This window comes from Microbacterium profundi (assembly GCF_000763375.1).
Classification (GTDB): Bacteria; Actinomycetota; Actinomycetes; order Actinomycetales; family Microbacteriaceae; genus Microbacterium; species Microbacterium profundi.
In genome coordinates this window covers 1,919,865-1,942,738 of the sequence record NZ_JPSY01000001.1, presented here as the reverse complement: position 1 = coordinate 1,942,738, position 22,874 = coordinate 1,919,865, and the positions used below count along the sequence as shown (strand labels likewise).

Here is a 22,874-nt window from a genome sequence, read left to right as displayed (position 1 = left end):
AACCCAGGATGAGCGCCCTAATGTATACAGAGAGCGACATTCTTCGGTCCATCGCGCAAACGGTAGCGTAGACAGCATGACGCTCCCCCGCCCCCTGCCCACCGACCCGCTCGCCGAGGCGAAGCGGCAGTGGCTGGTGCACGGGTGGTCGGAGGCTGCGGACGGCATGACCGTTGTGACTTCGGTGATGCGGGCGCAGCAGCTGCTGTTGGCCAGAGTGGATGCCGCGCTGAAGCCCTTCGGCCTTTCGTTCGCACGGTTCGAGGTGCTGCGCCTGCTCGCCTTCAGTCGCGCGGGTCGGCTGCCTCTGTCCAGCGTCGTGGCCCGCCTGCAGGTGCATGCCACGACGGTGACGAGCACGGCAGAACGCCTCGTGCGCGACGGTCTGATCCTGCGCGAACCGCATCCGCACGACGGGCGCGCGGCGATGCTGGCACTCACCGATGAAGGTCGTGCACTCGTCGAACGAGCCACCACTGCACTCAACGACGAGGTGTTCAGCCACCCTGGGATGAGCTCGGCCGATGCGGCGGATCTCGTCGCGATCGTCGCACGCCTGCGCAAGAATGCGGGCGACTTCACGGAGCCCCGCCCTCAGCCGGATCCGCTCTGATGGCGCGACACCGCTGATGGCACGGTTCGTTCTCGAGCGCGCCTCGATCGTCTTCGACATCGACCTGGCGTGCCGGCACTCTGACCGCCGCGAGACCGACACTGCAGCACGAGACCGACCGCAGCCATGTCGGTCTCGCGCCGCAAACTCGGTCTCGAGGGCCGGAGATGGCCCGTCAGATCGCCGAGGCGAAGACCGAGGAAACGCGTGCGCGACGGCTGGAGAAGATTGTCGACGCGCTGGGCGAGTAGTCGCGACGTTTCGACTCGCTCCGCTCGCTCAACGCGTTTCGTCTCCGTCGCTCCGCTCCCTCGCTCAACGACCCGCAGAAGCACGATCCGCGCGGTCAATGATCCGACCCGCAGAAGCTCAACGACCCACAGAAGCACGATCCCTGCGGTCAACGATCCGACCCGCAGGCAGCAGGATCCGCGCGGTCAGCGGTGGGTGAAGTTCGGCGCCCGCTTCTCACGGAAGGCCGACATGCCCTCCTTCTGGTCAGCGGTGTCGAACAGTGCGGCGAACGCCTGCTTCTCGTGCACGAGGCCGTCGGCGAGCGACGTCTCCATCGCGGCATCCAGAGCGGCTTTCGCGGCGTAGAGCGAAGGCAGCCCCTTCGATGCGATCATCTCGGCGAGCGTCGTGGCCTCGGCGAGCAGATCGGATGCCGGAACCACTCGTGACACGAGCCCCGCCCGCTCCGCTTCCTCAGCGCCCATCATCCGGCCCGAGAGGATGAGCTCCGCGGCCTTGTAGTAGCCGACCGCGCGGGTCAATCGCTGCGTGCCGCCCATCCCTGGAATCACGCCGAGGTTGATCTCCGGCTGACCGAACTTGGCGGTGTCGGCGGCGAGGATGATGTCGCACATCATCGCGAGTTCGCATCCGCCGCCGAGCGCGAAGCCGCTCACGGCGGCGATCACGGGGGTGCGGACCGCGGCGAAGTCATTCCACGCACCGAAGTGGTCGGTCTCGCGCATATCGGCCGCTGACATCGACTCCATCTCCTTGATGTCGGCGCCGGCGGCGAACGCCTTCTCCGAGCCCGTGACGACGATCGCACCGATGCCGTCGTCGGCGTCGAACGCGACGGCAGCCGCCGTGACCTCCTGCGCAAGCTGCGAGTTCAGCGCGTTCAGCGCCTGAGGACGGTTCAGAGTGATCCACCCCACGCGTCCGCGTTGCTCGGCCAGGATCGTCTCGTACTCGGTCATGTGTTCCCCTCCACGGAAGATGTCACTAACGTCGGATGGCCGGAAGAATATCGGTCGCAGAGAAGTCGTCTCCCACGAACAACAGCCTCTCCCCCGTGATGACGGCGAGCGCATACGCGAAGCAGTCGCCAAAGTTCAGTTTCGCCGGGTGTCCTGAGCCACGACCATAACGACGATATGCCTCACGGGCGATCTGCGCCTGTTCCGCCGTGACCGGCTCCAGTGCGATGCCAGCGACAGTGCGCAGGTCTTCGAAGTCGCGCTGCGTGCTCACGGATCTGTTGTCCACGACGATCGAGGCTTCCAGCCAGTTCGCGACCGACACCCTACAGTCCTCCTGTATCAAGAGCTCCGCGCACGCCGTCGCATCTGCCTCACCCTGAATGACCGCCAGCATCGCTGAGCTGTCGACGATCATCGCGGCAGCCCGGTGGTTTCATCGTAGAGATCCTCGACGCGGGTGACGCCTGCTGCCGCAGTGCTTTCCTCCCGACGGTAGCGCGCACCCATCGCAAGGAGTCGTTGCATGCGACCAGCCCTGGCATTGTTGTCAGGATCCTCGCCGTGCTGCTGCAGAAGAAGACGGAGTGCCGCCTCTATTGCGCTCGTCTGAGTCGTGCCCGTGACACGGGCCGCCTCACGCGCCAACTCGTGCACGCGTTCGTTCTTGATGTTCAGACTCATGGTGTAATGGTACCTTGTCAAGAAGGTGTATGTCTACCGTCTTTGATCACACCTGTCCGTCGCGGATGTCGGTGATGATGCCGGAGAAGTCCCGACCGCCGCCGGAGCCCGCGGCGAATACGGCATAGATCTCCTGTGCGAGGCGCCCCATCCTCGCGTCCGTCGAGGTCTGTTCGATCGCCTGGAGGGCGAGTCCGAGATCCTTCGCCATCAGGGCGCCGGCGAACCCGGGCTGGTAGTCGCGGTTCGCCGGGCTCGTCGGAACCGGCCCCGGAACAGGGCAGTTCGTGGTGAGCGCCCAGCACTGTCCCGAAGCATTCGCCGCCACGTCGTACAGCGCGTCATGCGAGAGTCCGAGGCGCTCGCCGAGCACGAACGCCTCCCCCACCACGATCTGCGAGACCGCGAGGATCATGTTGTTGCACACTTTCGCGGCCTGCCCGAGCCCCGGCCCGCCGCAGTGCACGATGCGCTTTCCCATCGCCTCGAGCAGCGGGAGAGCAGCGGCGAAGTCGTCATCGGATGCCCCGACCATGAACGCGAGCGTCGCATTCTCCGCTCCGACCACTCCGCCGGAGACCGGCGCATCGACGTTGCGGTGGCCGGCGGCGATCGCCAGCGCGTGCGCGGCCTGCGCCTCGTCCACCGCGATCGTGGACGACTCGATGAACAGCGTTCCCGGTCGCGCCGCGGCCAGCAGCCCGCGCTCATACGCCTCGATCACGTGCTTGCCCGCCGGGAACATCGTGATGACGACATCCGCATCGGTCGCGGCATCCGGACCCGACGCGGCCAGCGCGAGGCCGACTGCTGCCGCGGCCTCGCGCGCAGCATCCATCACGTCGAACGCGATCACGTCGTGACCGGCGACGACCAGGTTGCGTGCCATCGGCAGCCCCATGTGCCCGAGGCCGAGGAATGCGATTCTCATGACGCCGCCTTGAGGGCGTCGCGTCCGACGATCATGCGCATGATCTCGTTCGTCCCTTCCAGGATCTGGTGCACGCGCAGGTCTCGCACGACCTTCTCGATCCCGTAGTCCTGAAGGTACCCGTAGCCGCCATGCAGCTGAAGAGCATCATTGGCGACGCGGAATCCGGCATCCGTCGCGAAGCGCTTGGCCATCGCGCATCGCACGGTCGCGTCCTCCGCGTGCTCGTCGACGGCGCGTGCGCCGTCCTCGACGAGCAGCCGCGCCGCATGCAGCTCGGTCTCCATGTCGGCGATCGCGAATACGATGCTCTGCTTCTCGGCGAGCGCCTCGCCGAACGTGAACCGCTCGTGCACGTAGCGCCGCGCCTGATCCAGTGCCCAGCGCGCACCGCCGAGCGAACAGGCCGCGATGTTGAGCCGACCGCCGTTGAGCGCGGACATCGCGATCGCGAACCCCTGTCCTTCCACGCCGAGAAGAGCGGATGCCGGCACCCGCACCTCATCGAAGATCACCTGCCGCGTCGGCTGGGCGTGCCAGCCCATCTTCTTCTCCGGCGCGCCGAAGGACAGACCCGCCGCGTCACCCGGGACGATGAACGCAGAGATGCCGCGGGCACCCGCCTCGCCGGTGCGTGCCATCACGACGTACACCGCAGCCTCGCCGGCGCCAGAGATGAACTGCTTCACCCCGGTCAGCACATAGTCGTCGCCATCGCGGATCGCGCTCGTGGCGATGGCGGCGGCATCGGAACCGGCTCCCGGCTCGGTCAGGCAGTACGCCCCGAAAGCCGTCATGCCGGTGAGCTCTGGCAGCCATTGCGCGCGCTGCGCATCTGAGCCGTAGGTGTCGAGCATCCACACCACCATGTTGTGGATGGAGATGTACGCGGCGACCGCGGGGTCGCCCTTCGCGAGCTCTTCGAAGATCGCGACCGTATCCACGCGCGACAGTCCGGTGCCGCCGAACTCCTCGTCCACGTAGATGCCGCCGAGGCCGAGCTCGCCGGCGCGCTGCAGCGCCTCACGGGGGAAGATGTGGTTCTCGTCCCGTTCGGCGGCGTACGGAGCGAGTTCGGTCTCGGCGAACTCGCGCACCGCGTGCAGGATGGCTTCGCGCTCCTCGGTGGTTGTGGTGATCATCGTCATCGGGGATCCTCTCGCCTTGTGGGCAGATCGTTGGTCGGTCGTCTTCAGTGCATGGTCGGGATGACGAAGCTCGCGCCGTCGCGCACACCGTGCGCAGGCCAGCGGCTCGTCACGGTCTTGGTCTTCGTGTAGAAGCGGAAGGCGTCGGCGCCGTGCTGGTTGAGGTCGCCGAAGCCGCTGCGCTTCCAGCCGCCGAAGGTGAAGTACGCGATCGGCACGGGGATCGGAACGTTGACGCCCACCATGCCGACGTTCACCCGGGCTGTGAAGTCACGGGCGGCGTCTCCGTCGCGGGTGAAGATCGCGACGCCGTTGCCGAACTCGTGATCGGATGCCATCGCCAGCGCCTGCTCGTAGTCGGCGGCGCGCGCGATCACGAGCACCGGCCCGAAGATCTCCTCGCGGTAGATCGACATGTCTGTGGTGACGTGGTCGAACAGGGTCGGGCCGAGGTAGAAGCCCTCCTCGTGTCCTGGGACGGTGAGCCCTCGTCCGTCGGCGAGCAACGTCGCGCCGGCGTCGATGCCCTGCTGGATATAGTCCTCCACGCGCTCGACCGCAGAGCGCGCCACGAGCGGACCGTAGTCGACGTCCTCGGCGAGTGCGGGCCCCACCCGCAGCTGACCGACCCGCTCCGTGAGCTTCGCGGCGAGCGCCTCGGCCGTCTCGTCGCCGACCGGAACGGCGACCGAGATCGCCATGCAGCGCTCCCCCGCCGAGCCGTAGCCGGAACCGATAAGCGCATCCGCGACCTGATCGAGGTCGGCATCCGGCATCACGATCATGTGGTTCTTCGCTCCGCCGAAGCACTGCGCCCTCTTACCGTGGGCGGTCGCCGTCGAGTAGATGTACTCGGCGATCGGCGTCGATCCCACGAACCCGACCGCCTGGATGCGCGGATCTGTCAGCAGGGTGTCGACGGCCTCCTTGTCGCCGTGGACGACGTTGAAGATGCCGGCGGGCAGACCCGCTTCGAGGAACAGCTCGGCCAGACGCACCGGCACGGAGGGATCGCGTTCGCTGGGCTTGAGCACGAAGGCGTTGCCTGCGGCGATGGCGGGACCCGCCTTCCACAGCGGGATCATCGCGGGGAAGTTGAACGGGGTGATGGCGGCGACGACGCCGAGCGGCTGGCGCATCGAATAGACGTCGATGCCGGTGCCGGCCTCGGTGGAGTACTCACCCTTCAGCAGGTGCGGCGCACCGGCGGCGAACTCGATCACTTCAAGTCCGCGCTGGATGTCGCCCCTGGCGTCATCGAAAGTCTTGCCGTGCTCGCTGGAGAGCAGCGTCGCCAGCTCTGTCATGTTCTTCTGCACGAGATCGAGGAAGCGCAGCAGCACACGCGCCCGCTTCTGCGGGTTGGTCGCCGCCCACGCGGGCTGGGCGGCCTGCGCATCGTCGATGACGCGACGCACCTCAGCCTCCGAGGCGAGTGGCACACGTGCCTGCACACTGCCTTCGCTCGGGTCATACACGTCGCCGAAGCGGCCGTCTTTCGGAGTGAGAAGCGATCCGCCTACGAAGTGGGGGATGGTACGAGTCATTATGCGATGTCCCTTCGCGCCGTCTTTGGCACGATGAACAGATTACTCTGACACCCGCAGGTTTACTAGGGTGTCCATGTATTTGCATGCGGACTCATCTGCTCAGAGATAGTCATCCAGGTGAAGTTGCCGAACGCCGCGATCGTGCGCGATGAACTGCGCGCGCAGCGGTATACCGAGCTCCTCTGCCGCAGCATCCATCGACCTCGCCCAGTGACGATCCGCCGGCGAAGCGGTCGCGTCTCCGACCCGCTCCCAGACGAGAACGATGCTCGCATTCGCTGTCGCCTCACGGATCGCATCAGCGCGGCTCATGAAGACGTGCGCCTCGGACACCCTGCCCAGATCCGCGATGTCGACGAGCTGATCGGGATCGTCGGGATAATCGTCGATCGGGATGATGGGTGAGCCGAGACATCCACGCTCGTCCATGAAGTGGATCCACATCTGCCGTCGGTTCGCGCCCCGCAGCAACAGCTGCAAGACGTCGCGAAGGTCGTCGTCGCGGTCAAGGACTCGGTCTCGGAGAGGACTGCTCGTATCGGTCATGAACCGATGATGTCGCCTCCAGAGCAGCGGTCTCAGCGTGATTCCGCGGACCTGTGGAAAGGTTCTGGCATCCGCTCGCCTGTGCAGAAACAGTCGATGTCTCGTGTTCCGCGGCCGTTCACCACCCGGTCACATTCGGCACGTACAACTGCAGATGCGCGGAAGAACTCAGACCGGATCGGGTAGTCAGAACTTTCCGCGCACCGGTGAGCGAAGCTCCCGAGACCCCCGCCGAATCGGGTCGGCGGGGGTCTACTCTTCCCCGTTCGAATCGCGCAAAGTGCGGCCATCGCCCGCTTGCCGGCGGGCGTTGCGTGGCTGGCTCAGTCCCAGGTGACGGTCGGGGTCTCCTGGGCGAAGTCGACCGACGGGGTGTCCATGTACCCGCCGAACAAGACCTCGAACTCCGAGGTCGTGCCGTCCTTGGTGCCCTGAAGCGTCATATCCACATCCGGGGTGTCATACGTCGAGACGAGCGTGGGCGTGGAGTAGTCGACCTCCGGCAGCATGCTGTCGAACGTCGCCTGACCATCGCCGGTGATCGTCCTGGTCACCGAGCCGTCGACCGGCGTGTAGCCGCTGAGGTCGATGTCGGTGATGTCCATGCCGCACGGCGTCGTGAGAGTCTTCATCGCCACGCACTCCTCGATCGCCGTGCGCACGAGTGAGCGGAACGTCGCGGCGCCGTCATCGGTGAGCACCGGGTAGATGTCCCAGAACAGCTCACTGTCGGCATCCGTCGTGAGCGTGAACGTATCGGTGTCGGAGTCGAGCGCGAACTGCTCGTAACCGAGCGCCAGCTGGTACGCACCGGGGAAGAGCGACGTCGAGGAATCGGCGGGTTCGACACCGTTCACGGTCAGGCCGAGACCGTCGAAGTTCGACAGTGTCGCCATGACCAGGCCGTCGCTGATCAGCCATCCGTCTTCGGAGGAGTTGTACGCCGTGAAGTCACGTTCGACCGTCTCGCCTCCGACGGCGAAGGATGCCGAGACCGTCGCCTCGTACTCGCTCGCGTCCTCAGACTCCTCGACGACGATGTCGGTGATCGGAGCGAGCTCGAGCGAGGCGCCGAGCACCTCGTCGGTGAGCAGGCTGTCGTCGGCGTAGGTCTCGACGAACGTGATCGCTGCCTCTGCGTCACCCTCGGACAGGGCGGTCAGGTACTTCTCCACCGCATCGGATGCCGTCGGGGCAGCACCACGGAGAAGATTCGGCACGATGATCGCGGCGGCGATCAGGAGTACCAGTACCGCGGCGCCGCCGATGATGCCGAACAACAGGCCCTTCGACATCGGCTTCTTCGGGGCGGCGGGCGCCGCCGAGTACGCACCAGGAGGATATCCACCGACGGGGTGTCCTTGGGCCGCGTTCGGGTCATACCCGGTGGCAGCCTGATACGTGGGCGCCGACTGCAGGGTAGGAGCACCCGGAAGCTCGTGACCACCCAGGGCGGTCTGCGGATGCGCGGGCGCGTCACTCGCGGGAGCAACGAACGCATCTTCGATCGGTGCGACCACCGGTTCCGCCGCAGGATCCACGCCGAGTTCCGGTGCAGGCTCGGCCACCGGCGCGAATTCGGGTGCGGCATCCGGCGATGCAGCATCGTCGGATGAGAATGTGCCGTCGAAGCCGTGCTGGCCCGCGGTTGCCTCATTCGCCGGCTCCGGCACGGTCGGCGGAGCGGGCTCAGGGGTCTCGGGCGTCTCGTTCGTCACGCTCTCATCGTATTGCCGGAGCGTCGGGTCACCCGTGGGCAGAGATGCCCATGAGTGGTGCCATCAGATCGCGCTGAACCGCCAGGATGCTGAGGCTTCGGCCCCCGGTTCGAGCACGATCAGGTCGACCGCGGAGTTGAACGCGTCGGGCGGGCAGGTCATCGGCTCGACCGCGAGGCCGATCCGGCTGCGCGCGGCATCGGTCGGCAGATCGGCCGTGTGCACTTGGACCCACGGGCAGCTCTCGTCCCAGGTGAGTGCGACACCGTGCCCGTCCGCTGCGACGACGCGCACCTCGGCGACGCCGTCGGTACGGGCGAGCTCGGTGAACGCGTGGTCGATGAACACGTCGCCGATCATGCGTGGCGTACGGAAGTCCCATTCCGGATGCGCGTCGACCGCGTCCACCGCGATCGGGCTCAGTCGGTCGGCCGTGACGGTGAGCACTTCGGATGCCGGGAGCGCGAGAGTCCAATCATCGACGCGCCCTTCCCCACCGACCAGATACGGATGCGGTCCGGTGCCCCAGGGCGCAGCATCCGTTCCGATGTTGCGCGCGGTGACGGTCTGATTCAGACCGTCGGAGTCGAGACGGAACTCGACGGCGACTTCGACGCGGAACGGGTAGCCGAGCTGCGGTTCGATCACGGCGACCAGCACGACGCGGTCATCTTCCACGACGCGGTCGGCGAACTCGGTCCACGCCAGCAGGCCGTGCAGTGCATGCCCGCGGGCGGGTTCGGTGATCGGCAGCTGATGCTCGGCGCCGCCGAACGAGTAGCGGCCGTCGACGATACGGGTCGGCCACGGCGCGAGCGTCGCTCCTCGGTATGCCGGGCGCACCTCGTCGGCGTCGAACGGCACGATGAGGTCGCGACCGTCGAACGTGAGTGCGCGCAGTGTGGCGCCGACGCTCGCGATGGCTGCTTCATATCCGTGCGCCGAGATGCGCAGTTGACGGCCGGATGCAGGGATGGGAGCGCTCATGTCTTCGACGATAGCGGCCTGATTCACAGCCCCTGCGCCAGCCGGTAATAGGCCTGGTTCCAGCGCACCTGCTGTTGGAACTCGGGCAGCGTCGTCTCGTCATCGATCACGAGCAGTTCGACCTCTGCCATCTCGGCGAAGTCGCGGAACGCCTCGAGTCCCACGGCGGTCGACATGACCGTGTGGTGCGCGGCGCCGGCCGTGAGCCACGCGGCGGCACTGGTGTTGAAGTCGGGGGCCGGCTTCCAGACGGCACGGCCCACGGGCAGGTTCGGCAGAGCCGCCCGCGGCTCGACGTTCTCGACCACGTTCGCGGTGAGGCGGAAGCGATCGCGCATGTCGCTCATGGCCACGACGACGGCGGGGCCGGGATCGGCCGTGAAGACCAGGCGCACCGGGTCGTCCTTGCCGCCGATGCCGAGCGGGTGGATCTCGAGCGTGGGCTTCGCCGTGGTCAACGATGGCGAGACCTCGAGCATGTGCGCGCCGAGAATGAGCTCGTCGCCGGGCGTCATGTCATAGGTGTAGTCCTCCATGAGGCTCGCGCCACCGGGCAGACCGGCGCCCATGACGTTCGCGATGCGGACGAGCACGGCTGTCTTCCAGTCGCCCTCCGCACCGAAGCCGTAGCCCTCGGCCATGAGTCGTTGCACGGCGAGGCCGGGGAGCTGCTTCAACGCACCGAGGTCTTCGAACGAGGTCGTGAACGCGCCGAAGCCGCCCTCTTCCAAGAACGAGCGCAGCCCGATCTCGATGGCTGCCCCGTCGCGCAGTGACTCATGCCGCTCGCCGCCCTTGCGGAGTTCCGGAACGACCTCGTAGAGCTCCTCGTACTCGGCCACGAGAGCGTCGATGTCCGACGAGGATGCCGCGGCGACGGCATCCGCAAGCTCGTTCACTCCCCAGGTGTTGACCTGCACGCCGAAGCGCAGCTCGGCCTCGGTCTTGTCGCCCTCGGTGACGGCGACGAAGCGCATGTTGTCGCCGAATCGGGCGAGCTTCAGGCTGCGGGATGCCGCGAGCCCTGCGGCCGCGCGCTGCCAGGTGCCGATCTCCCGCTGCACGCGCGGGTCGCTGGCGTGGCCGACGACGGTCTTGCGCGGCACGCCGAGGCGGGTCTGGATGTAGCCGAACTCCCGGTCGCCGTGGGCGGCCTGATTCAGGTTCATGAAGTCGAAGTCGATGTCGGCCCATGGAAGCTCGACATTGGCCTGCGTGTGCAGGTGCGCGAGCGGCTTCTGCAGGGCGTCGAGGCCTGCGATCCACATCTTCGCGGGGCTGAAGGTGTGCATCCAGGCGATCAGGCCGATGACGTTGTCGGCGGCGTTGGCCTCGAGCGCGATGCGTTTGATCGCGGCGGAGTCGGTCAGCACCGGCTTCCACACGATCTTCACGGGCACATCTGCAGCAGCATCCAGGGCCTCGGCGATCGTGCGCGACTGCTCGGCGACCTGCGCGAGCGTCTCGGGGCCGTACAGGTGCTGGCTTCCGGTGAGGAACCAGACCTCGTAGGCGTCGAGAGAAGTAGTCAAAGACATGGTGCGTGGTCCCTTTCGCGGGAGATCAGAGCGAGTCGACCGCGGCGGCCTCGATGGCGAGGCCGGCGCGATAGCGGGTGAGGTACGTGGCGAAGCCGACGACATCCGCCGGTTCCGGTGCGACGGTCGTGAGGGATGCCGCGGCGAACACCTGCTCTTCGAGGTAGGTGCCCAGATCCGCGGAGTCGGAGTGCGCGAGATACGAGGCCAGCACGGCGATGCCCCAGGCGCCGCCTTCGGAAGCGAGCTCCCCCACGGCCACCGGCGCGCCCAGCGCGCCGGCGAGGAAGCGCTGCGCGACCCCTGCCGTGCGGAACATGCCTCCGTGCGCGAACATGCGGTCGAGCTCGACGCCCTCGGCTTCGAGCACCTGCATTCCGAGGGCGAGCGTGCCGAAGACGCCGTAGACCTGCGCCCGCATGAAGTTCGCGAGCGAGAAGTCGCTGTCCGGGGTGCGCACGAACAGCGGCCGCCCCTCGTCGAGGCCGGCGATCGGCTCACCCGCGAGGTGGTTGTAGGCCAGCAGGCCACCGGCATCCGCTTCGCCGTCGAGCGCTTCGCGCAGCAGCGCGTCGAAGACCGCGTCGTCGTCGAGGGGTTGTCCGGCTGCTGCCGCGAACCGCGTGAACAGGCCCGCCCATGCGGCGAGCTCGCTGGCGCCGTTGTTGCAGTGCACCATCGCGACGGCGTCGCCTGCCGGAGTCGTCACGAGATCGAGTTCGTGATGCACGCTCGTGAGCGGGCGCTCCAGCACGACCATCGCGAAGATGCTCGTGCCCGCCGACACGTTGCCGGTGCGCGGAGCGACCGAGTTGGTCGCGACCATCCCGGTGCCTGCGTCGCCCTCGGGCGGGCAGAGGGGGATGCCGGGTCGCAGAACGCCGGTCGGATCCAACAGCGCCGCCCCCTCGGCGGTGAGCGAGCCGGCCGAGGCGCCCGCAGGGAGCACGCGGGGGAACAGTTCGCCAAGAGGCGAGGGCAGACGGTCAGCCGCGAGCACGGAGTAGGCGTCCAGCATCTCCGCGTCGTAGTCACGGGTCGCGGAGTCGATCGGGAATATGCCCGACGCGTCGCCGACGCCGAGCACCCTCTCGCCCGTGAGCTTCCAGTGAACGTAGCCGGCGAGCGTCGTGACGAAGTCGAGGTGCGGTACGTGCGGCTCTTCGTCGATCACCGCCTGGTGCAGGTGCGCGATCGACCAGCGCAGCGGGATGTTCACGCCGAGCAGGCCGGTGAGCTCGGCGGCCGCGACGCCGGTGTTGGTGTTGCGCCAGGTGCGGAACGGCACGAGCAGATCGCCGGCAGCATCCAAGGCGAGGTAGCCGTGCATCATCGCCGAGATGCCGATGGCACCGAACATGTCTGGGCGCACACCGTGGCGCTGCTCCGCGTCGCCGATGAGGTCGGAGAACGCCGTCTGCAGTCCGTGCCAGACCTCGTCCAGCGCGTAGGTCCAGAGGCCGCGCTCGAGGCGGTTCTCCCACGCGAACGACCCGGTCGCGAGCACCTCGGTGGCGTCGGAGCCGATCAGGCACGCCTTGATGCGGGTCGAGCCGAACTCGATGCCGAGGCTGGTGCGGCCTTCGATGATGTCGTCCTGGGTGCTCATCGTCGGGTGTCTCCGCTCTGGCCGTACACGTTCTGGTATCGGTTGTAGAGACTGTCGATCGACTCCTGCGGGATCGGGATGAGCGGACCGGCCTCACGCGCATAGTGCACGGTGCGGGCGACGTCCTCCACCATGACCGCGGCCTTCACGGCATCCTTCGCGTCCGTTCCGATCGTGAACGGACCGTGGTTCTGCATGAGCACGGCGCGTGAGCGGTGGCCGCTGAGCGTCTCGACGATGCCGCGCCCGATCGAGTCGTCGCCGATGATCGCGAACGGTCCGACCGGGACCGGCCCGCCGAACTCGTCGGCCATCGCGGTGATGACGCACGGGATCTCCTCGCCGCGCGCGGCCCACGCCACCGCGAAGGTCGAGTGGGTGTGCACGACGCCACCGACCTCGGGCATGTTCCGGTACACGTACGCGTGGGCGGCGGTGTCGCTGGACGGCGAGCGTTCGCTGCCCTCGCTGCCCGCGATCACGTTGCCGTCGAGGTCGCACAGGATCATGTTCTCGGGCGCGAGGTCGTCGTAACTCACGCCCGACGGCTTGATGACGAACAGATCGGCACTGCCGTCTTCAGACACCCGCACTCGGCCCGAGACGTTGCCGCCGGTCCAGACGATGAGGTTGTAGCTGACCAGCTCGCTGTGCAGACGGGCGACATCGGCCCGAGCGGCGGCGATGGCCGCATCTACCTCGGGTGTGAATACGGGGGCTTCGTTGCTCACGGGTTCCTCATCGGATGCTGGCGGGGACTGTGACCGGTCACAGTGGTGTGCTGAAAGTGTACGTGCGCGGCCGCGCGAGCGTCAAGGTTGTGCGCACGCTGCCGCAGTGCGGCGCGCGGTCAGCGCGGCCGGGCTACCGAATCTCGGGCGACGAGGACGGGCGCGATCGGCGCGAGGGCGGATGCCGCGGCATCCGATCCTCCGATCAGCGAGGCAACAGCGCGACGAGCGAGTTCCTCGAAATCCTGGCGCACGGTCGTGAGCCGTGGCCAGTAGTACGCGGCATCGGGGACGTCGTCGAAGCCGACGACGCTGATTTCGTCCGGCACGGCGACGCCCACCTCATGCAGGCCGCCGAGTAGCCCCAGCGCCATCTGGTCATTCGCCGCGAACACCGCGGTGACGTCGGCCGCGAGCACGGCCTGGGTGGCCTCGTATCCAGAGCGTGCGGTCCAGTCGCCGACCAGCATCAGCGCAGGATCGAGTCCGCGATGAGCCAGCTCGGCCGCGTACCCCTCGGTGCGAGACTCGGCTTCCAGCCAGTCGGCAGGGCCTGCGAGATGCGCGATGCGGGAGTGCCCGGCGTCGGCCAGTGCCCCGACCGCGAGGCGAGCCCCGGCAGCCTGATCGACGGAGAGACCACGGGATCCGCGACCCGCCGAATGCAGGGTGAGCACGGGGACCCCCACCCGCAGAGTGTCGAGAGCGCGAAGGGTGCGAGCGTGCGGGGCGACGACCACGATGCCCTCCACGCCCTGTGCCACGAGGTGTTCGACGGCGGAGATCACGGAGTCGTCATCGCCGGCGTCCGCGAAGGCCGCACTCACCCAGTAGCCCGCAGCACGCGCCGCGTTCTCGATCGCGGCGATGCTACGCGAAGGTCCGTACTGCAGCGCATCGGATGCGAGCACACCGAGAGTGCGCGATCGCCGCGTCCCGAGGGCTCGCGCCGCGTTGTTCATCCGATAGTCGAGTTCGTGCATCGCCTGCAGCACGCGGGTCTTGGTCTCAGGCGCGACATCGGGGTGGTCGTTCAGCACACGCGAGACGGTCTGCCGGGAGACCCCGGCGAGCGCGGCAACGTCACGGACGCCGACAGTGCGTCCGTGCCTCGAGGATACGTCGTTCATCGCCCCGAGTGTACGGCGCGCACGCCGACAGAGGCGCCACTCGCCGCTGCCGGGCCTCTCGCGCACGCCGTTACACTGACCGAATGACAGCGATGCCTCCCCCGCGCGCGACGATGAAGGATGTCGCCGCCCTCGCGGGGGTCTCGCCCAAGACCGTCTCCAACGTCGTCACCCGCACCGTCCCCGTCCGCGAGGAGACCAGGTCGAAGGTCGAAGCGGCGATGCAGCGACTCGACTTCGTTCCGAACCTCAGCGCCAGGGGCTTGAGGAAGGGGCGCTCCGGGATCATCGCGCTGGCACTCCCGGATCTCGCAACCGCCTATTCCGCAGAGCTGATGCAGCTGATCGTCGCCGGCGCGCATGATCGCGGGCTCGCTGTGCTGATTGAGGAGACGGCGGCAGAACCGGAGCGCGAGAGTGAACTGCTCGCACGGGCGCGCGCGCACCTCATTGACGGGCTCATCCTGAATCCGATCCGCTTGGAAGACAGCGTGATCCGCTACGCGGGCCGACTGCCACCGCTCGTCGTGATCGGCGAGGTCGAGCAGCATCGCGCCGATCACGTACGCATCGACAGTCGCCTCGCGGCCGCGGACGCCACCCGCCATGTGCTGGCGCGCGGCGCGAGACGCGTCGCGGTGATCGGTGCTGACGGCGACGGCTCGATCGCGACCGCGACGAGCCGGCTCCGCTTGGAAGGCGTGCACGACGCCCTGCGCGACGCGGGCATCGTGCCCGATCCATCGCTCGAGGTCAACCGCCTGCCGTGGGCGATGGCAGGCGGTGCGGATGCCACCCACATTCTGCTCTCCCGCAAGGTGGCATTCGACGCCATCGTGGCGTTCACGGATTCCCTTGCGGTCGGCGTACTGCACGCACTGCACGATCACGGCATCCGCGTTCCAGATGATGTGGTCGTCACCGGATTCGACGATGTCGAGATCTCGGAGTTCTCCTCCCCCGCCCTCACCACGGTCGCGTTGGACCGCGGGGAATTCGCAGAGGCAACCCTCGATCTGCTCGAGACGAGGATCGACGATCCCACCGCTGCGCCGCGATCCGTGACCGTTGCGCACCGCCTCGTGGAACGCGCGAGCACAGCACGACCTCCCGCCGGCTACCGCCCCTGAGGCGGCCCGCCGATCACCGACCACCGATTTGTCGATGGATGCTTGCGCGGCGGATTACATCGATGTAATGATGTAGGCGCCTACCCCCTGGTCACGAAGGAGTGACGATGACACCCCCGCTCGATCTGTCCCGCAGACAATTCCTCACCGCCAGCTCGCTGGCCGCCGGCGCAGCCCTGCTCGCAGGGTGCGCTCCCGGTCAAGTCAGCGCATCCGACACCCAGACTTTGCAGTTCTGGCACCTTCTGAGCGGCGGTGACGGCGTCACGATGTCGTCGCTGCTCGATGGGGTCAACGATGCACAGGATGCCTACCGGATCCGCCCCACGGTGCTCGCCTGGGGAACGCCGTACTACACGAAGCTCGCGATGGCGGGTGCCGGCGGCCGCGCTCCCGACGTCGCGATCATGCATGCCACCCGCGTCAACGGGTGGGCGCCCGGCGGGCTCCTGGACGACTGGGATCTCGACCGGCTCGCCGATCTCGGCGTCGACAAGAGCACCTTCCCCGCTCCGATCTGGGAGAAGGGCTTCGTCGGCGACCGGCTCTTCAGCGTCGCACTCGACGCGCATCCGTTCGTAATGATGTTCAACACAGACGTCTGCGACGCAGCCGGCGTGCTCGACACCGACGGGCGCCTGCAGGAGACGGCATCCCCCGAGGAGTTCCTCGATCAGCTCCGCACCGTCAGCGGCACGGCCGAGGGTCATGCGCTGTCGTACGGCTATCTCGGCGACGGGGCGCAGATGTGGCGGCTGTTCTACGGCCTCTACGCCCAGCACGGACTCGCCATCGAGCTGCCTCTCGGCGGCAAGGCCGTGATCGACAAGGATGCCGCGGTCGAGTCCCTCACGTTCATGCAGACTCTGCTCGACGGCGAGATCGCCGCCGCCCAGAACGACTACGGCTCCGCGATCGCCGAATTCGCGACCGGCAAGAGCGGCATGCTCTTCACCGGCGTCTGGGAACTGCGCACGATGCAGAACGCCGGCATCCCGTTCGACGCGGCGATGTTCCCCACGCTCTACGGCACCCCGGCCGTGTACGCCGACTCCCACTCGTTCGTCCTCCCCCGTCAGGCGAACGCCGACGAGACCAAGCGCGAACTGACCTATCAGTTCGTGGCGGATCTGTTGAAGGGCTCGATCGGATGGGCGGAGGCCGGACACATTCCGGCGTACCTGCCGGTCACCGAATCGCCGGAGTACGCCGATCTGATCCCACAGGCGCACTACGCCGAGGCCGCGGAGCACGTCGTCTACGACCCGACCGCATGGTTCACCGGATCGGGCTCCAGCTTCCAAGAGGACTTCGGTGCCGCCGTGCAGGGCGTGCTGCTCAGCGGGGATGACCCCGCGGCCGCGATAGACCGCTTCGAGTCGCGAGTGAACACCATGCTCGCTCAACCCAACCCGGCTGACCCCGAAGGGACGTGGAAGCCATGACCACCTCTACCACCGGTTCTGTCGCCGCCTCCGGCGCTGCCACGCGCACGATCGTCACAGGGTCCGCATCCGGCATCCGGGTTCGTCGCGCGGGGAGCCGCAATCGCGAGCAGCTCATCAGCTGGGCGTTCCTCGCACCGTTCCTCGTCGCATTCGCGCTGTTCCTCGTGTGGCCGATTGTGCACGGCATCTATCTCAGCTTCACCGACCAGTCCCTGACCGGCGCCGGTGGCGGATTCGTCGGATTCGCCAACTACGGCGAAGCCCTGACGGACCCGGTGATGTGGCAGTCGATGTGGAACACCGTGTGGTTCACGCTGCTGTCCACCGTCCCCCTCATCGTGATCGCGCTGCTCATGGCAGCCCTCGTCGACCGCGGCCTGCCGGGTCAGTGGCTCTGGCGGCTGTCGTTCTTCATGCCGTATCTGCTCGCATCCACCGTTATCTCGCAGATCTGGGTATGGATCTTCAACCCGCAGATCGGGGCGGCGAACAACATCCTCAAGGCCTTCGGGCTCGAGCCGCTCGCCTGGCTGCAGAATCCCGACACCAACATGCTGTCGATCGTCATCGCGACGGTCTGGTGGACGGTCGGATTCAACTTCCTGCTCTACCTCGCCGCCATGCAGAACATCCCCTCACAGCAGTATGAGGCGGCGTCACTCGACGGCGCAGGACCCTGGCGTCAGTTCTGGTCGATCACGCTCCCGCAGCTGGGACCGGCCACGGTGCTCATCCTCATCCTGCAGATCCTCGCCTCTCTGAAGCTGTTCGACCAGGCGTACCAGATGCTCGGCGGGGTGGCGAGCGACACCACCCGTTCGATCGTGCAGTACATCTACGAAGCCGGCTTCGTCAACTACCGATTCGGCTACTCGGCCGCGATCTCATACGTGTTCTTCGCCCTCATCGTCATCATCGGCGTCGCGCAGGCCCTGGTCTCGCGTCGTCGGAAGGAGCTGTGATGTCCACCGCCACCCTCTCTCACACCGAGACGATCACGGCACCCGGCGCGCGTCGCCACCGGCGCCCGCATCTGCCGGGCCAGAAGCCGTTCGGACCGCTGCGCGTCGCCGCATTCGCGGTGCTCGCCCTGCTCGCGATCGGCTGGCTGCTGCCGTTCCTGTGGGCGATCGCCACGGCGTTCAAGACCGAGACGGATGCCGCGTCAGGCGACCCGTCTTGGATCGGTGCGACCGGGCCCACCGTCGAGGCCTTCGCCGCGATCCTGTCTCAGGGCAACGTGTACACCTGGGCGTTCAACAGCCTGTGGACGTCGGCCGCTGTGACACTCATCACCCTGGCGATCTCCGCGCTGGCCGCTTACGCGTTCTCCCGCCTGGACTTCACCGGGCGCAAGTGGTTGTTCGTCGTGGTCATCGCGTCGATCATCGTGCCCCCGCAGGTGCTGATCATCCCGCTGTTCTACCAGATGCTGACCTTCAACATGATCGACACGTATTGGGGATTGATCCTGCCGCAGGTCGTGGTGCCGGCGATGGTCTTCATCCTCAAGAAGTTCTTCGACGCCATCCCGATCGAGCTCGAAGACGCCGCCCGCGTCGACGGCGCGAGCCGGTTCCGCATCTTCTGGTCGATCGTCCTGCCCCTGTCGCGCCCGATCCTCGCATCCGTGGCGATCTTCGTGTTCATCGGAGCGTGGAACAACTTCCTGTGGCCGTTCCTGGTCATCAACGACACCACGCTGATGACGCTGCCGGTGGGGCTTCAGACCGTGATCAGCGCCTACGGCGTGCAGTACGCGCAGGTCATGGCGCAGGCGGTGCTCGCAGCCCTTCCGCTCATCATCGTGTTCATCATCTTCCAGAAGCAGATCGTCAAGGGAGTCGCGACCAGCGGCTTCGGCGGTCAGTAGTCCGTCACCCCGGCATCCAGCCAGAAACAAGGAGAGCAATGTCCCACGCCCGTATCACCATCGACCGCGACTACACGATCGCCGACGTGCCGCGCAGGCTCTTCGGCTCGTTCGTCGAGCACATGGGCCGCTGCGTGTACACCGGCATCTACGAGCCGGGCCATCCGATGGCCGATGAGCGCGGCTTCCGCAAGGACGTGCTCTCGCTCGTCAAGGAGATGGGGCCGACGGTCGTCCGCTACCCCGGCGGCAACTTCGTCTCGGGCTATCTCTGGGAGGACGGCGTCGGCCCCGCCGCCGACCGCCCGACGCGCATCGACGGCGCCTGGCACACGATCGAGACCAACGCGTTCGGCCTGCACGAGTTCGTGGACTGGGCGCGTGCGGCCGACGTCGAGATCATGGAGGCGATCAACCTCGGCACCCGTGGCGTCGAAGAGGCGCGCGCACTCGTGGAGTACGCGAACCATCCCGGCGGCACGTACTGGTCGGACCTGCGCCGCAAGAACGGCGCGGCCGATCCGTTCGACATCAAGCTGTGGTGCCTGGGCAACGAACTCGACGGCCCGTGGCAGATCGGTCACAAGACTGCTGCGGAGTACGGGCGTCTCGCACAGGAGACCGCCAAGGCGATGAAGCTGGTCGATGACTCGATCGAGCTCGTCGCGGTCGGATCGTCCAACCGCGGCATGCCCACGTTCGGCACGTGGGAGCACACCGTGCTCACGCACGCCTACAACGAGGTCGACTACATCTCGATGCACGCGTACTACCAGGAGCACGACGGCGACGCCGAGTCGTTCCTCGCCGAGGCCGTCGAGATGGACGCCTTCATCGAGGGCGTGGTCGCGACGATCGACGCCGTGAAGGCCGCGGGCAAGCACACCAAGCAGGTGGACATCTCGTTCGACGAGTGGAACGTCTGGTACCAGTCGGGACTCGACACCGACGACCAGCCGCATCAGGTTTCGAAGTCGTGGCGCACGCACCCCCGCCTCATCGAGGACACGTATTCGGTGACGGATGCCGTCGTCGTCGGCACGTTCCTCAACAGCCTGCTGCGCCACGGCGACCGGGTGCGGATCGCCAATCAGGCGCAGCTCGTCAATGTCATCGCCCCGATCCGCTCCGAGGAGGGCGGGGCCGCCTGGCGGCAGTCGACGTTCTGGCCCTTCGAGCGGATGGCCCGGCTCGCCCGCGGGCAGATCCTGCGTCTCGCCGTTTCGTCATCGCAGATCAGCACCAAGAGATACGGCGATGTGGATGCCGTCGACGCGGCCGCGACGTGGGACGAGGAGACCGGCCGACTGGTCGTGTTCGTCGCGAACCGCTCGCTGGAGGAGTCGAACGACCTCACCGTCGATCTGCGCGGGCTGGGCAACCTTCGGGTCAAGAACGCCGAGACGCTGACGATCCCCGAAGACGGCGACCGATTCACCGCGAATCTCGAGAGCGCCCCCGACTCCGTACGGATGGTGCCGCTGCCCGGCGCCGAGATCGTCGACGGGGCGGTGCGGGCGAGCCTGCCGCCGCTGTCATGGTCGGTGATCGAGCTGGAGGTCGCGCGGTCCTGAACCGCTCGTCCAGGTCGCGGTTCTGTCGTTGTCCGTGCGGGGTAACGGCGCAATCGCGACCTGAGAGTTAACCTCGGGTGCATGGGACTGTTCCGAAATGATCCGCAACGAGTGCGACTCGAGTCGCGGGACGTCGAGCTGAAAGCGACTCGCGCGCCGTGGAGCCTCTGGGCAGACGGGTTCGGCAAGCTCGGCATCCGCGCGATTCAGATCATCGTCGTGGTCGCTGTCGTGGCCGGGATCACCTTCGCGTTCCAGCAGCTCACGCTCGTCACGATCCCGCTGATGATCGCTCTGATCCTCGCCTGTGCCTTCAATCCCGTGATGGGCTGGATGCGGCATCGCGGTGTGCCGTCGCTGCCGGCGACCGTGATCACCCTGCTCGGGATCGTCCTGATCCTGGGTGCGCTCGGTTGGCTGATCGTGTGGGCCGTTCTCGATCAGTGGGACGATCTCTACTCCCAGGCGGAGGAAGGCTTCCAGCGTCTGCTCGCCTGGTTGCAGACACTGCCGTTCGACTTCCTGCAGCCCGAGCAGATCGACGAGTGGGTCGACACACTCACCGAGTTCGTCACGAGCGCACAGTTCGGCTCCGGCGCGATCGCCGGCGTCAGCGCCGTCGCCAGCTTCGTGACCGGCCTCGTGCTGATGGTGACGATCCTGTTCTTCTTCCTAAAGGATGGCCCGCGGATGTGGGAGTTCCTGCTCCGCCCGTTCCGCGGTCAGGGCTATGTTCGAGCTCGCCGGATCGGAGACAAGACGGTCAGCACGCTCGGTTCGTATGTGCGCGGCACCGCCACTGTTGCGGCAGTGGACGCGATCGGCATCCTCATCGGCCTGCTCATCCTGCAGGTTCCTCTCGCCATCCCGCTCGCCGTGCTGGTCTTCCTCCTCGCCTTCATCCCCATCGTCGGAGCGACCGTCGCCGGAATCCTCGCCGCCCTCGTGGCGCTGGTGGCCAACGGCTGGCTGAACGCCCTCATCGTGGTCGGCATCGTCGTGCTGGTCAACCAGCTGGAGGGAAACTTCCTGCAGCCGGTACTGATGGGACGATCGATGAAGCTGCACGCGTTCGTCATCCTCGTCGCCCTGACCGTCGGCACAGTGCTGGGCGGCATCGTGGGAGCCATTCTCGCCGTGCCGATCACAGCCGCACTGTGGGGCGTGATCCAGGTGTGGGACGGTCCCCATCTCCCTGCGCGCTGGGCGCGACCGAAGTTGTCCGAGAACACCTGACCGGAAAGCTGGACGTCAGAGCCGCTCGATGATCGTCGCGTTCGCCATGCCGCCGCCCTCGCACATGGTCTGCAGTCCGTAACGTCCGCCGGTTGCCTCGAGGTGATCGACGAGCGTGCCGAGCAGGCGCGTACCCGAAGAGCCGAGCGCGTGCCCCAGCGCGATAGCGCCGCCGCGCGGATTCAGCTTCGCAGCATCCGCCCCCAGTTCCGCCGTCCACGCGAGGGGCACGGAGGCGAAGGCCTCGTTCACCTCGTACGCGTCGAGGTCGGCCATGGTGAGACCTGCGCGCTCGAGGATGCGACGAGTGGCGGGGATCGGCCCGGTGAGCATCATCATCGGGTCGTCGCCCACGACGGAGAACGCATGGAATCGCGCCCTGGCTCGGAGTCCCAGCGCCTCTGCGCGCTCCGCGCTCATCAGCAGGGCGGCGGATGCGCCGTCCGTCAGCGGTGAGGAGTTGCCCGGCGTGATACTCCATCCCAACTCCGGGAATCGCGCAGCGAGAGCATCGGTACGGAACGCGGGTTGAAGTCCGGCGAGCTTCTCGGCGGTCGTCCCTGGGCGCACCGTCTCATCGGCTCGTGCGTCCGGCGCCTCGTCGACGGCGACGACCGTGCTGTCGAAGAATCCGTCCGCCCATGCCTGTGCGGCGCGACGGTGCGATTCGGCCGCGAAGGCGTCGAGCCGGTCACGGTCGAAGCCCCAGCGATGCGCGATGAGCTCTGCGGAGACGCCCTGGTTCACCAGCCCTTCGGGGTAGCGGGCGCGCAGTCGCGGCGACATCGGAGATCCGCCCGCCGCGGACGACCCGAGCGGAACGCGGCTCATCGACTCCACGCCGCCGACCAAGACCGCGTCGTAGGCGCCGGCCATGATCCCCTGGGCTGCGATGTGCACGGCTTGCTGACTCGATCCGCACTGCCTGTCGATCGTCGCACCAGGGATGGATTCGTCGAATCCCGCGGCCAGCACCGCCTGTCTGGCGATGTTCATCGACTGGTCGCCGACCTGGCTCACACAGCCGAGGAGCACATCATCGATCTGCCGTGACTCCAGGCCGTTGCGCTCGAGGATCACCTTCAAGACCCCTGCCGCGAGGTCGACCGGATGCACCTCGCTCAGTGCGCCGCCGGGTTTGCCGCGCCCCACCGGGGTGCGGACGACGTCGACCAGAACCGCTTCGCTGCGTTTGCTCATGCACCCCATTGTGC

Annotated in this window: 22 protein-coding genes; 8 read left to right on the top strand and 14 right to left on the bottom strand. The window is 67.1% G+C overall.

Going from position 1 to position 22,874, the window contains the following annotated elements:
- The first annotated feature begins 76 nt into the window (after positions 1–76).
- Entirely contained in the window at positions 77–613 is a 537-nt protein-coding gene (locus tag JF52_RS0109300) for a MarR family winged helix-turn-helix transcriptional regulator (protein ID WP_033105905.1), read from the top strand.
- Positions 614–780: 167 nt separating this feature from the next.
- Positions 781–864, top strand: a complete 84-nt coding sequence (locus tag JF52_RS18010; RefSeq protein WP_084595729.1) for a YdeI/OmpD-associated family protein — start codon at positions 781–783, stop codon at positions 862–864.
- 186 nt (positions 865–1,050) lie between these two features.
- Here JF52_RS18010 and JF52_RS0109295 read toward each other — a convergent pair whose 3' ends face one another.
- The 13 genes from JF52_RS0109295 to JF52_RS0109235 all read right to left on the bottom strand — a co-directional run bounded on the left by JF52_RS0109295 (position 1,051) and on the right by JF52_RS0109235 (position 14,399).
- Positions 1,051–1,827 (bottom strand): enoyl-CoA hydratase, encoded by a 777-nt coding sequence (locus tag JF52_RS0109295; protein WP_033105904.1) that lies wholly within the window; start codon positions 1,825–1,827, stop codon positions 1,051–1,053.
- 25 nt (positions 1,828–1,852) lie between these two features.
- Positions 1,853–2,224 carry a type II toxin-antitoxin system VapC family toxin gene (locus JF52_RS0109290; protein WP_235272388.1) on the bottom strand — a complete coding sequence of 124 codons (372 nt, stop codon included), beginning with the start codon at positions 2,222–2,224 and terminating at the stop codon, positions 1,853–1,855.
- A gap of 17 nt (positions 2,225–2,241) precedes the next feature.
- Positions 2,242–2,511 (bottom strand): type II toxin-antitoxin system VapB family antitoxin, encoded by a 270-nt coding sequence (locus JF52_RS0109285; RefSeq protein ID WP_033105902.1) that lies wholly within the window; start codon positions 2,509–2,511, stop codon positions 2,242–2,244.
- Positions 2,512–2,557: 46 nt separating this feature from the next.
- Positions 2,558–3,442, bottom strand: coding sequence for a 3-hydroxyisobutyrate dehydrogenase (gene mmsB, locus JF52_RS0109280; RefSeq protein ID WP_033105901.1), 885 nt, complete (start codon positions 3,440–3,442; stop codon positions 2,558–2,560).
- Positions 3,439–4,584, bottom strand: coding sequence for an acyl-CoA dehydrogenase family protein (locus JF52_RS0109275; protein ID WP_372460292.1), 1,146 nt, complete (start codon positions 4,582–4,584; stop codon positions 3,439–3,441). The genes mmsB and JF52_RS0109275 overlap by 4 nt, the downstream gene beginning before the upstream one ends.
- A gap of 50 nt (positions 4,585–4,634) precedes the next feature.
- A complete protein-coding gene (locus tag JF52_RS0109270; protein WP_033105900.1) occupies positions 4,635–6,137 on the bottom strand; it encodes a CoA-acylating methylmalonate-semialdehyde dehydrogenase in 1,503 nt (500 codons plus the stop codon).
- 102 nt (positions 6,138–6,239) lie between these two features.
- Positions 6,240–6,686 (bottom strand): hypothetical protein, encoded by a 447-nt coding sequence (locus JF52_RS0109265; protein ID WP_033105899.1) that lies wholly within the window; start codon positions 6,684–6,686, stop codon positions 6,240–6,242.
- 323 nt (positions 6,687–7,009) lie between these two features.
- The gene (locus JF52_RS0109260; RefSeq protein WP_033105898.1) at positions 7,010–8,404 is read right to left on the bottom strand and encodes a hypothetical protein; all 1,395 of its coding nucleotides are present in this window, start codon (positions 8,402–8,404) and stop codon (positions 7,010–7,012) included.
- 63 nt (positions 8,405–8,467) lie between these two features.
- Positions 8,468–9,391, bottom strand: a complete 924-nt coding sequence (locus JF52_RS0109255) for an aldose 1-epimerase family protein (RefSeq protein ID WP_033106537.1) — start codon at positions 9,389–9,391, stop codon at positions 8,468–8,470.
- A 23-nt stretch (positions 9,392–9,414) separates the two neighbouring features.
- Positions 9,415–10,929 (bottom strand): L-arabinose isomerase, encoded by a 1,515-nt coding sequence (gene araA, locus JF52_RS0109250; protein WP_033105897.1) that lies wholly within the window; start codon positions 10,927–10,929, stop codon positions 9,415–9,417.
- A 25-nt stretch (positions 10,930–10,954) separates the two neighbouring features.
- The gene (locus tag JF52_RS0109245) at positions 10,955–12,538 is read right to left on the bottom strand and encodes a xylulokinase (protein WP_033105896.1); all 1,584 of its coding nucleotides are present in this window, start codon (positions 12,536–12,538) and stop codon (positions 10,955–10,957) included.
- Positions 12,535–13,269 carry an L-ribulose-5-phosphate 4-epimerase gene (locus JF52_RS0109240; protein ID WP_033105895.1) on the bottom strand — a complete coding sequence of 245 codons (735 nt, stop codon included), beginning with the start codon at positions 13,267–13,269 and terminating at the stop codon, positions 12,535–12,537. Before JF52_RS0109240 ends, JF52_RS0109245 begins: the two co-directional genes overlap by 4 nt.
- A gap of 119 nt (positions 13,270–13,388) precedes the next feature.
- Positions 13,389–14,399 (bottom strand): LacI family DNA-binding transcriptional regulator, encoded by a 1,011-nt coding sequence (locus JF52_RS0109235; protein WP_033105894.1) that lies wholly within the window; start codon positions 14,397–14,399, stop codon positions 13,389–13,391.
- 83 nt (positions 14,400–14,482) lie between these two features.
- Here JF52_RS0109235 and JF52_RS0109230 point away from each other — a divergent pair, with 83 nt between their 5' ends.
- From JF52_RS0109230 to JF52_RS0109205, 6 genes are all read left to right on the top strand, one after another.
- The gene (locus tag JF52_RS0109230; RefSeq protein ID WP_033105893.1) at positions 14,483–15,529 is read left to right on the top strand and encodes a LacI family DNA-binding transcriptional regulator; all 1,047 of its coding nucleotides are present in this window, start codon (positions 14,483–14,485) and stop codon (positions 15,527–15,529) included.
- A 107-nt stretch (positions 15,530–15,636) separates the two neighbouring features.
- On the top strand, positions 15,637–16,974 hold the full coding sequence (locus JF52_RS0109225; protein ID WP_033105892.1) for an extracellular solute-binding protein: 1,338 nt from the start codon (positions 15,637–15,639) through the stop codon (positions 16,972–16,974).
- Complete coding sequence (locus tag JF52_RS0109220) at positions 16,971–17,939, top strand: carbohydrate ABC transporter permease (protein WP_084595727.1); 969 nt, start codon at positions 16,971–16,973, stop codon at positions 17,937–17,939. The genes JF52_RS0109225 and JF52_RS0109220 overlap by 4 nt, the downstream gene beginning before the upstream one ends.
- Positions 17,939–18,850 carry a carbohydrate ABC transporter permease gene (locus JF52_RS0109215; protein WP_033105891.1) on the top strand — a complete coding sequence of 304 codons (912 nt, stop codon included), beginning with the start codon at positions 17,939–17,941 and terminating at the stop codon, positions 18,848–18,850. The genes JF52_RS0109220 and JF52_RS0109215 overlap by 1 nt, the downstream gene beginning before the upstream one ends.
- A gap of 38 nt (positions 18,851–18,888) precedes the next feature.
- Positions 18,889–20,424 (top strand): arabinosylfuranosidase ArfA, encoded by a 1,536-nt coding sequence (gene arfA / locus JF52_RS0109210; RefSeq protein WP_033105890.1) that lies wholly within the window; start codon positions 18,889–18,891, stop codon positions 20,422–20,424.
- An 81-nt stretch (positions 20,425–20,505) separates the two neighbouring features.
- Positions 20,506–21,660, top strand: coding sequence for an AI-2E family transporter (locus tag JF52_RS0109205; protein ID WP_033105889.1), 1,155 nt, complete (start codon positions 20,506–20,508; stop codon positions 21,658–21,660).
- Positions 21,661–21,675: 15 nt separating this feature from the next.
- Here the strand turns inward: JF52_RS0109205 and JF52_RS0109200 are convergent, their stop codons facing one another.
- Positions 21,676–22,860 (bottom strand): thiolase family protein, encoded by a 1,185-nt coding sequence (locus JF52_RS0109200; protein ID WP_033105888.1) that lies wholly within the window; start codon positions 22,858–22,860, stop codon positions 21,676–21,678.
- Positions 22,861–22,874 lie beyond the last annotated feature (14 nt).

Bases quoted from the DNA above. Each gene is read 5' to 3' on its own strand.
- JF52_RS0109205 (WP_033105889.1), top strand. From the start codon at position 20,506: ATGGGACTGTTCCGAAATGATCCGCAACGAGTGCGACTCGAGTCGCGG.
- JF52_RS0109290 (WP_235272388.1), bottom strand. From the start codon at position 2,224: ATGCTGGCGGTCATTCAGGGTGAGGCAGATGCGACGGCGTGCGCGGAG.
- araA (WP_033105897.1), bottom strand. From the start codon at position 10,929: ATGTCTTTGACTACTTCTCTCGACGCCTACGAGGTCTGGTTCCTCACC.
- JF52_RS0109255 (WP_033106537.1), bottom strand. From the start codon at position 9,391: ATGAGCGCTCCCATCCCTGCATCCGGCCGTCAACTGCGCATCTCGGCG.
- JF52_RS0109235 (WP_033105894.1), bottom strand. From the start codon at position 14,399: ATGAACGACGTATCCTCGAGGCACGGACGCACTGTCGGCGTCCGTGAC.
- JF52_RS0109275 (WP_372460292.1), bottom strand. From the start codon at position 4,584: ATGATCACCACAACCACCGAGGAGCGCGAAGCCATCCTGCACGCGGTG.
- JF52_RS0109215 (WP_033105891.1), top strand. From the start codon at position 17,939: ATGTCCACCGCCACCCTCTCTCACACCGAGACGATCACGGCACCCGGC.
- JF52_RS0109270 (WP_033105900.1), bottom strand. From the start codon at position 6,137: ATGACTCGTACCATCCCCCACTTCGTAGGCGGATCGCTTCTCACTCCG.
- JF52_RS0109265 (WP_033105899.1), bottom strand. From the start codon at position 6,686: ATGACCGATACGAGCAGTCCTCTCCGAGACCGAGTCCTTGACCGCGAC.
- JF52_RS0109225 (WP_033105892.1), top strand. From the start codon at position 15,637: ATGACACCCCCGCTCGATCTGTCCCGCAGACAATTCCTCACCGCCAGC.
- JF52_RS0109200 (WP_033105888.1), bottom strand. From the start codon at position 22,860: ATGAGCAAACGCAGCGAAGCGGTTCTGGTCGACGTCGTCCGCACCCCG.
- JF52_RS0109295 (WP_033105904.1), bottom strand. From the start codon at position 1,827: ATGACCGAGTACGAGACGATCCTGGCCGAGCAACGCGGACGCGTGGGG.
- JF52_RS0109245 (WP_033105896.1), bottom strand. From the start codon at position 12,538: ATGAGCACCCAGGACGACATCATCGAAGGCCGCACCAGCCTCGGCATC.
- JF52_RS0109230 (WP_033105893.1), top strand. From the start codon at position 14,483: ATGACAGCGATGCCTCCCCCGCGCGCGACGATGAAGGATGTCGCCGCC.
- mmsB (WP_033105901.1), bottom strand. From the start codon at position 3,442: ATGAGAATCGCATTCCTCGGCCTCGGGCACATGGGGCTGCCGATGGCA.
- JF52_RS0109300 (WP_033105905.1), top strand. From the start codon at position 77: ATGACGCTCCCCCGCCCCCTGCCCACCGACCCGCTCGCCGAGGCGAAG.
- JF52_RS18010 (WP_084595729.1), top strand. From the start codon at position 781: ATGGCCCGTCAGATCGCCGAGGCGAAGACCGAGGAAACGCGTGCGCGA.
- arfA (WP_033105890.1), top strand. From the start codon at position 18,889: ATGTCCCACGCCCGTATCACCATCGACCGCGACTACACGATCGCCGAC.
- JF52_RS0109220 (WP_084595727.1), top strand. From the start codon at position 16,971: ATGACCACCTCTACCACCGGTTCTGTCGCCGCCTCCGGCGCTGCCACG.
- JF52_RS0109285 (WP_033105902.1), bottom strand. From the start codon at position 2,511: ATGAGTCTGAACATCAAGAACGAACGCGTGCACGAGTTGGCGCGTGAG.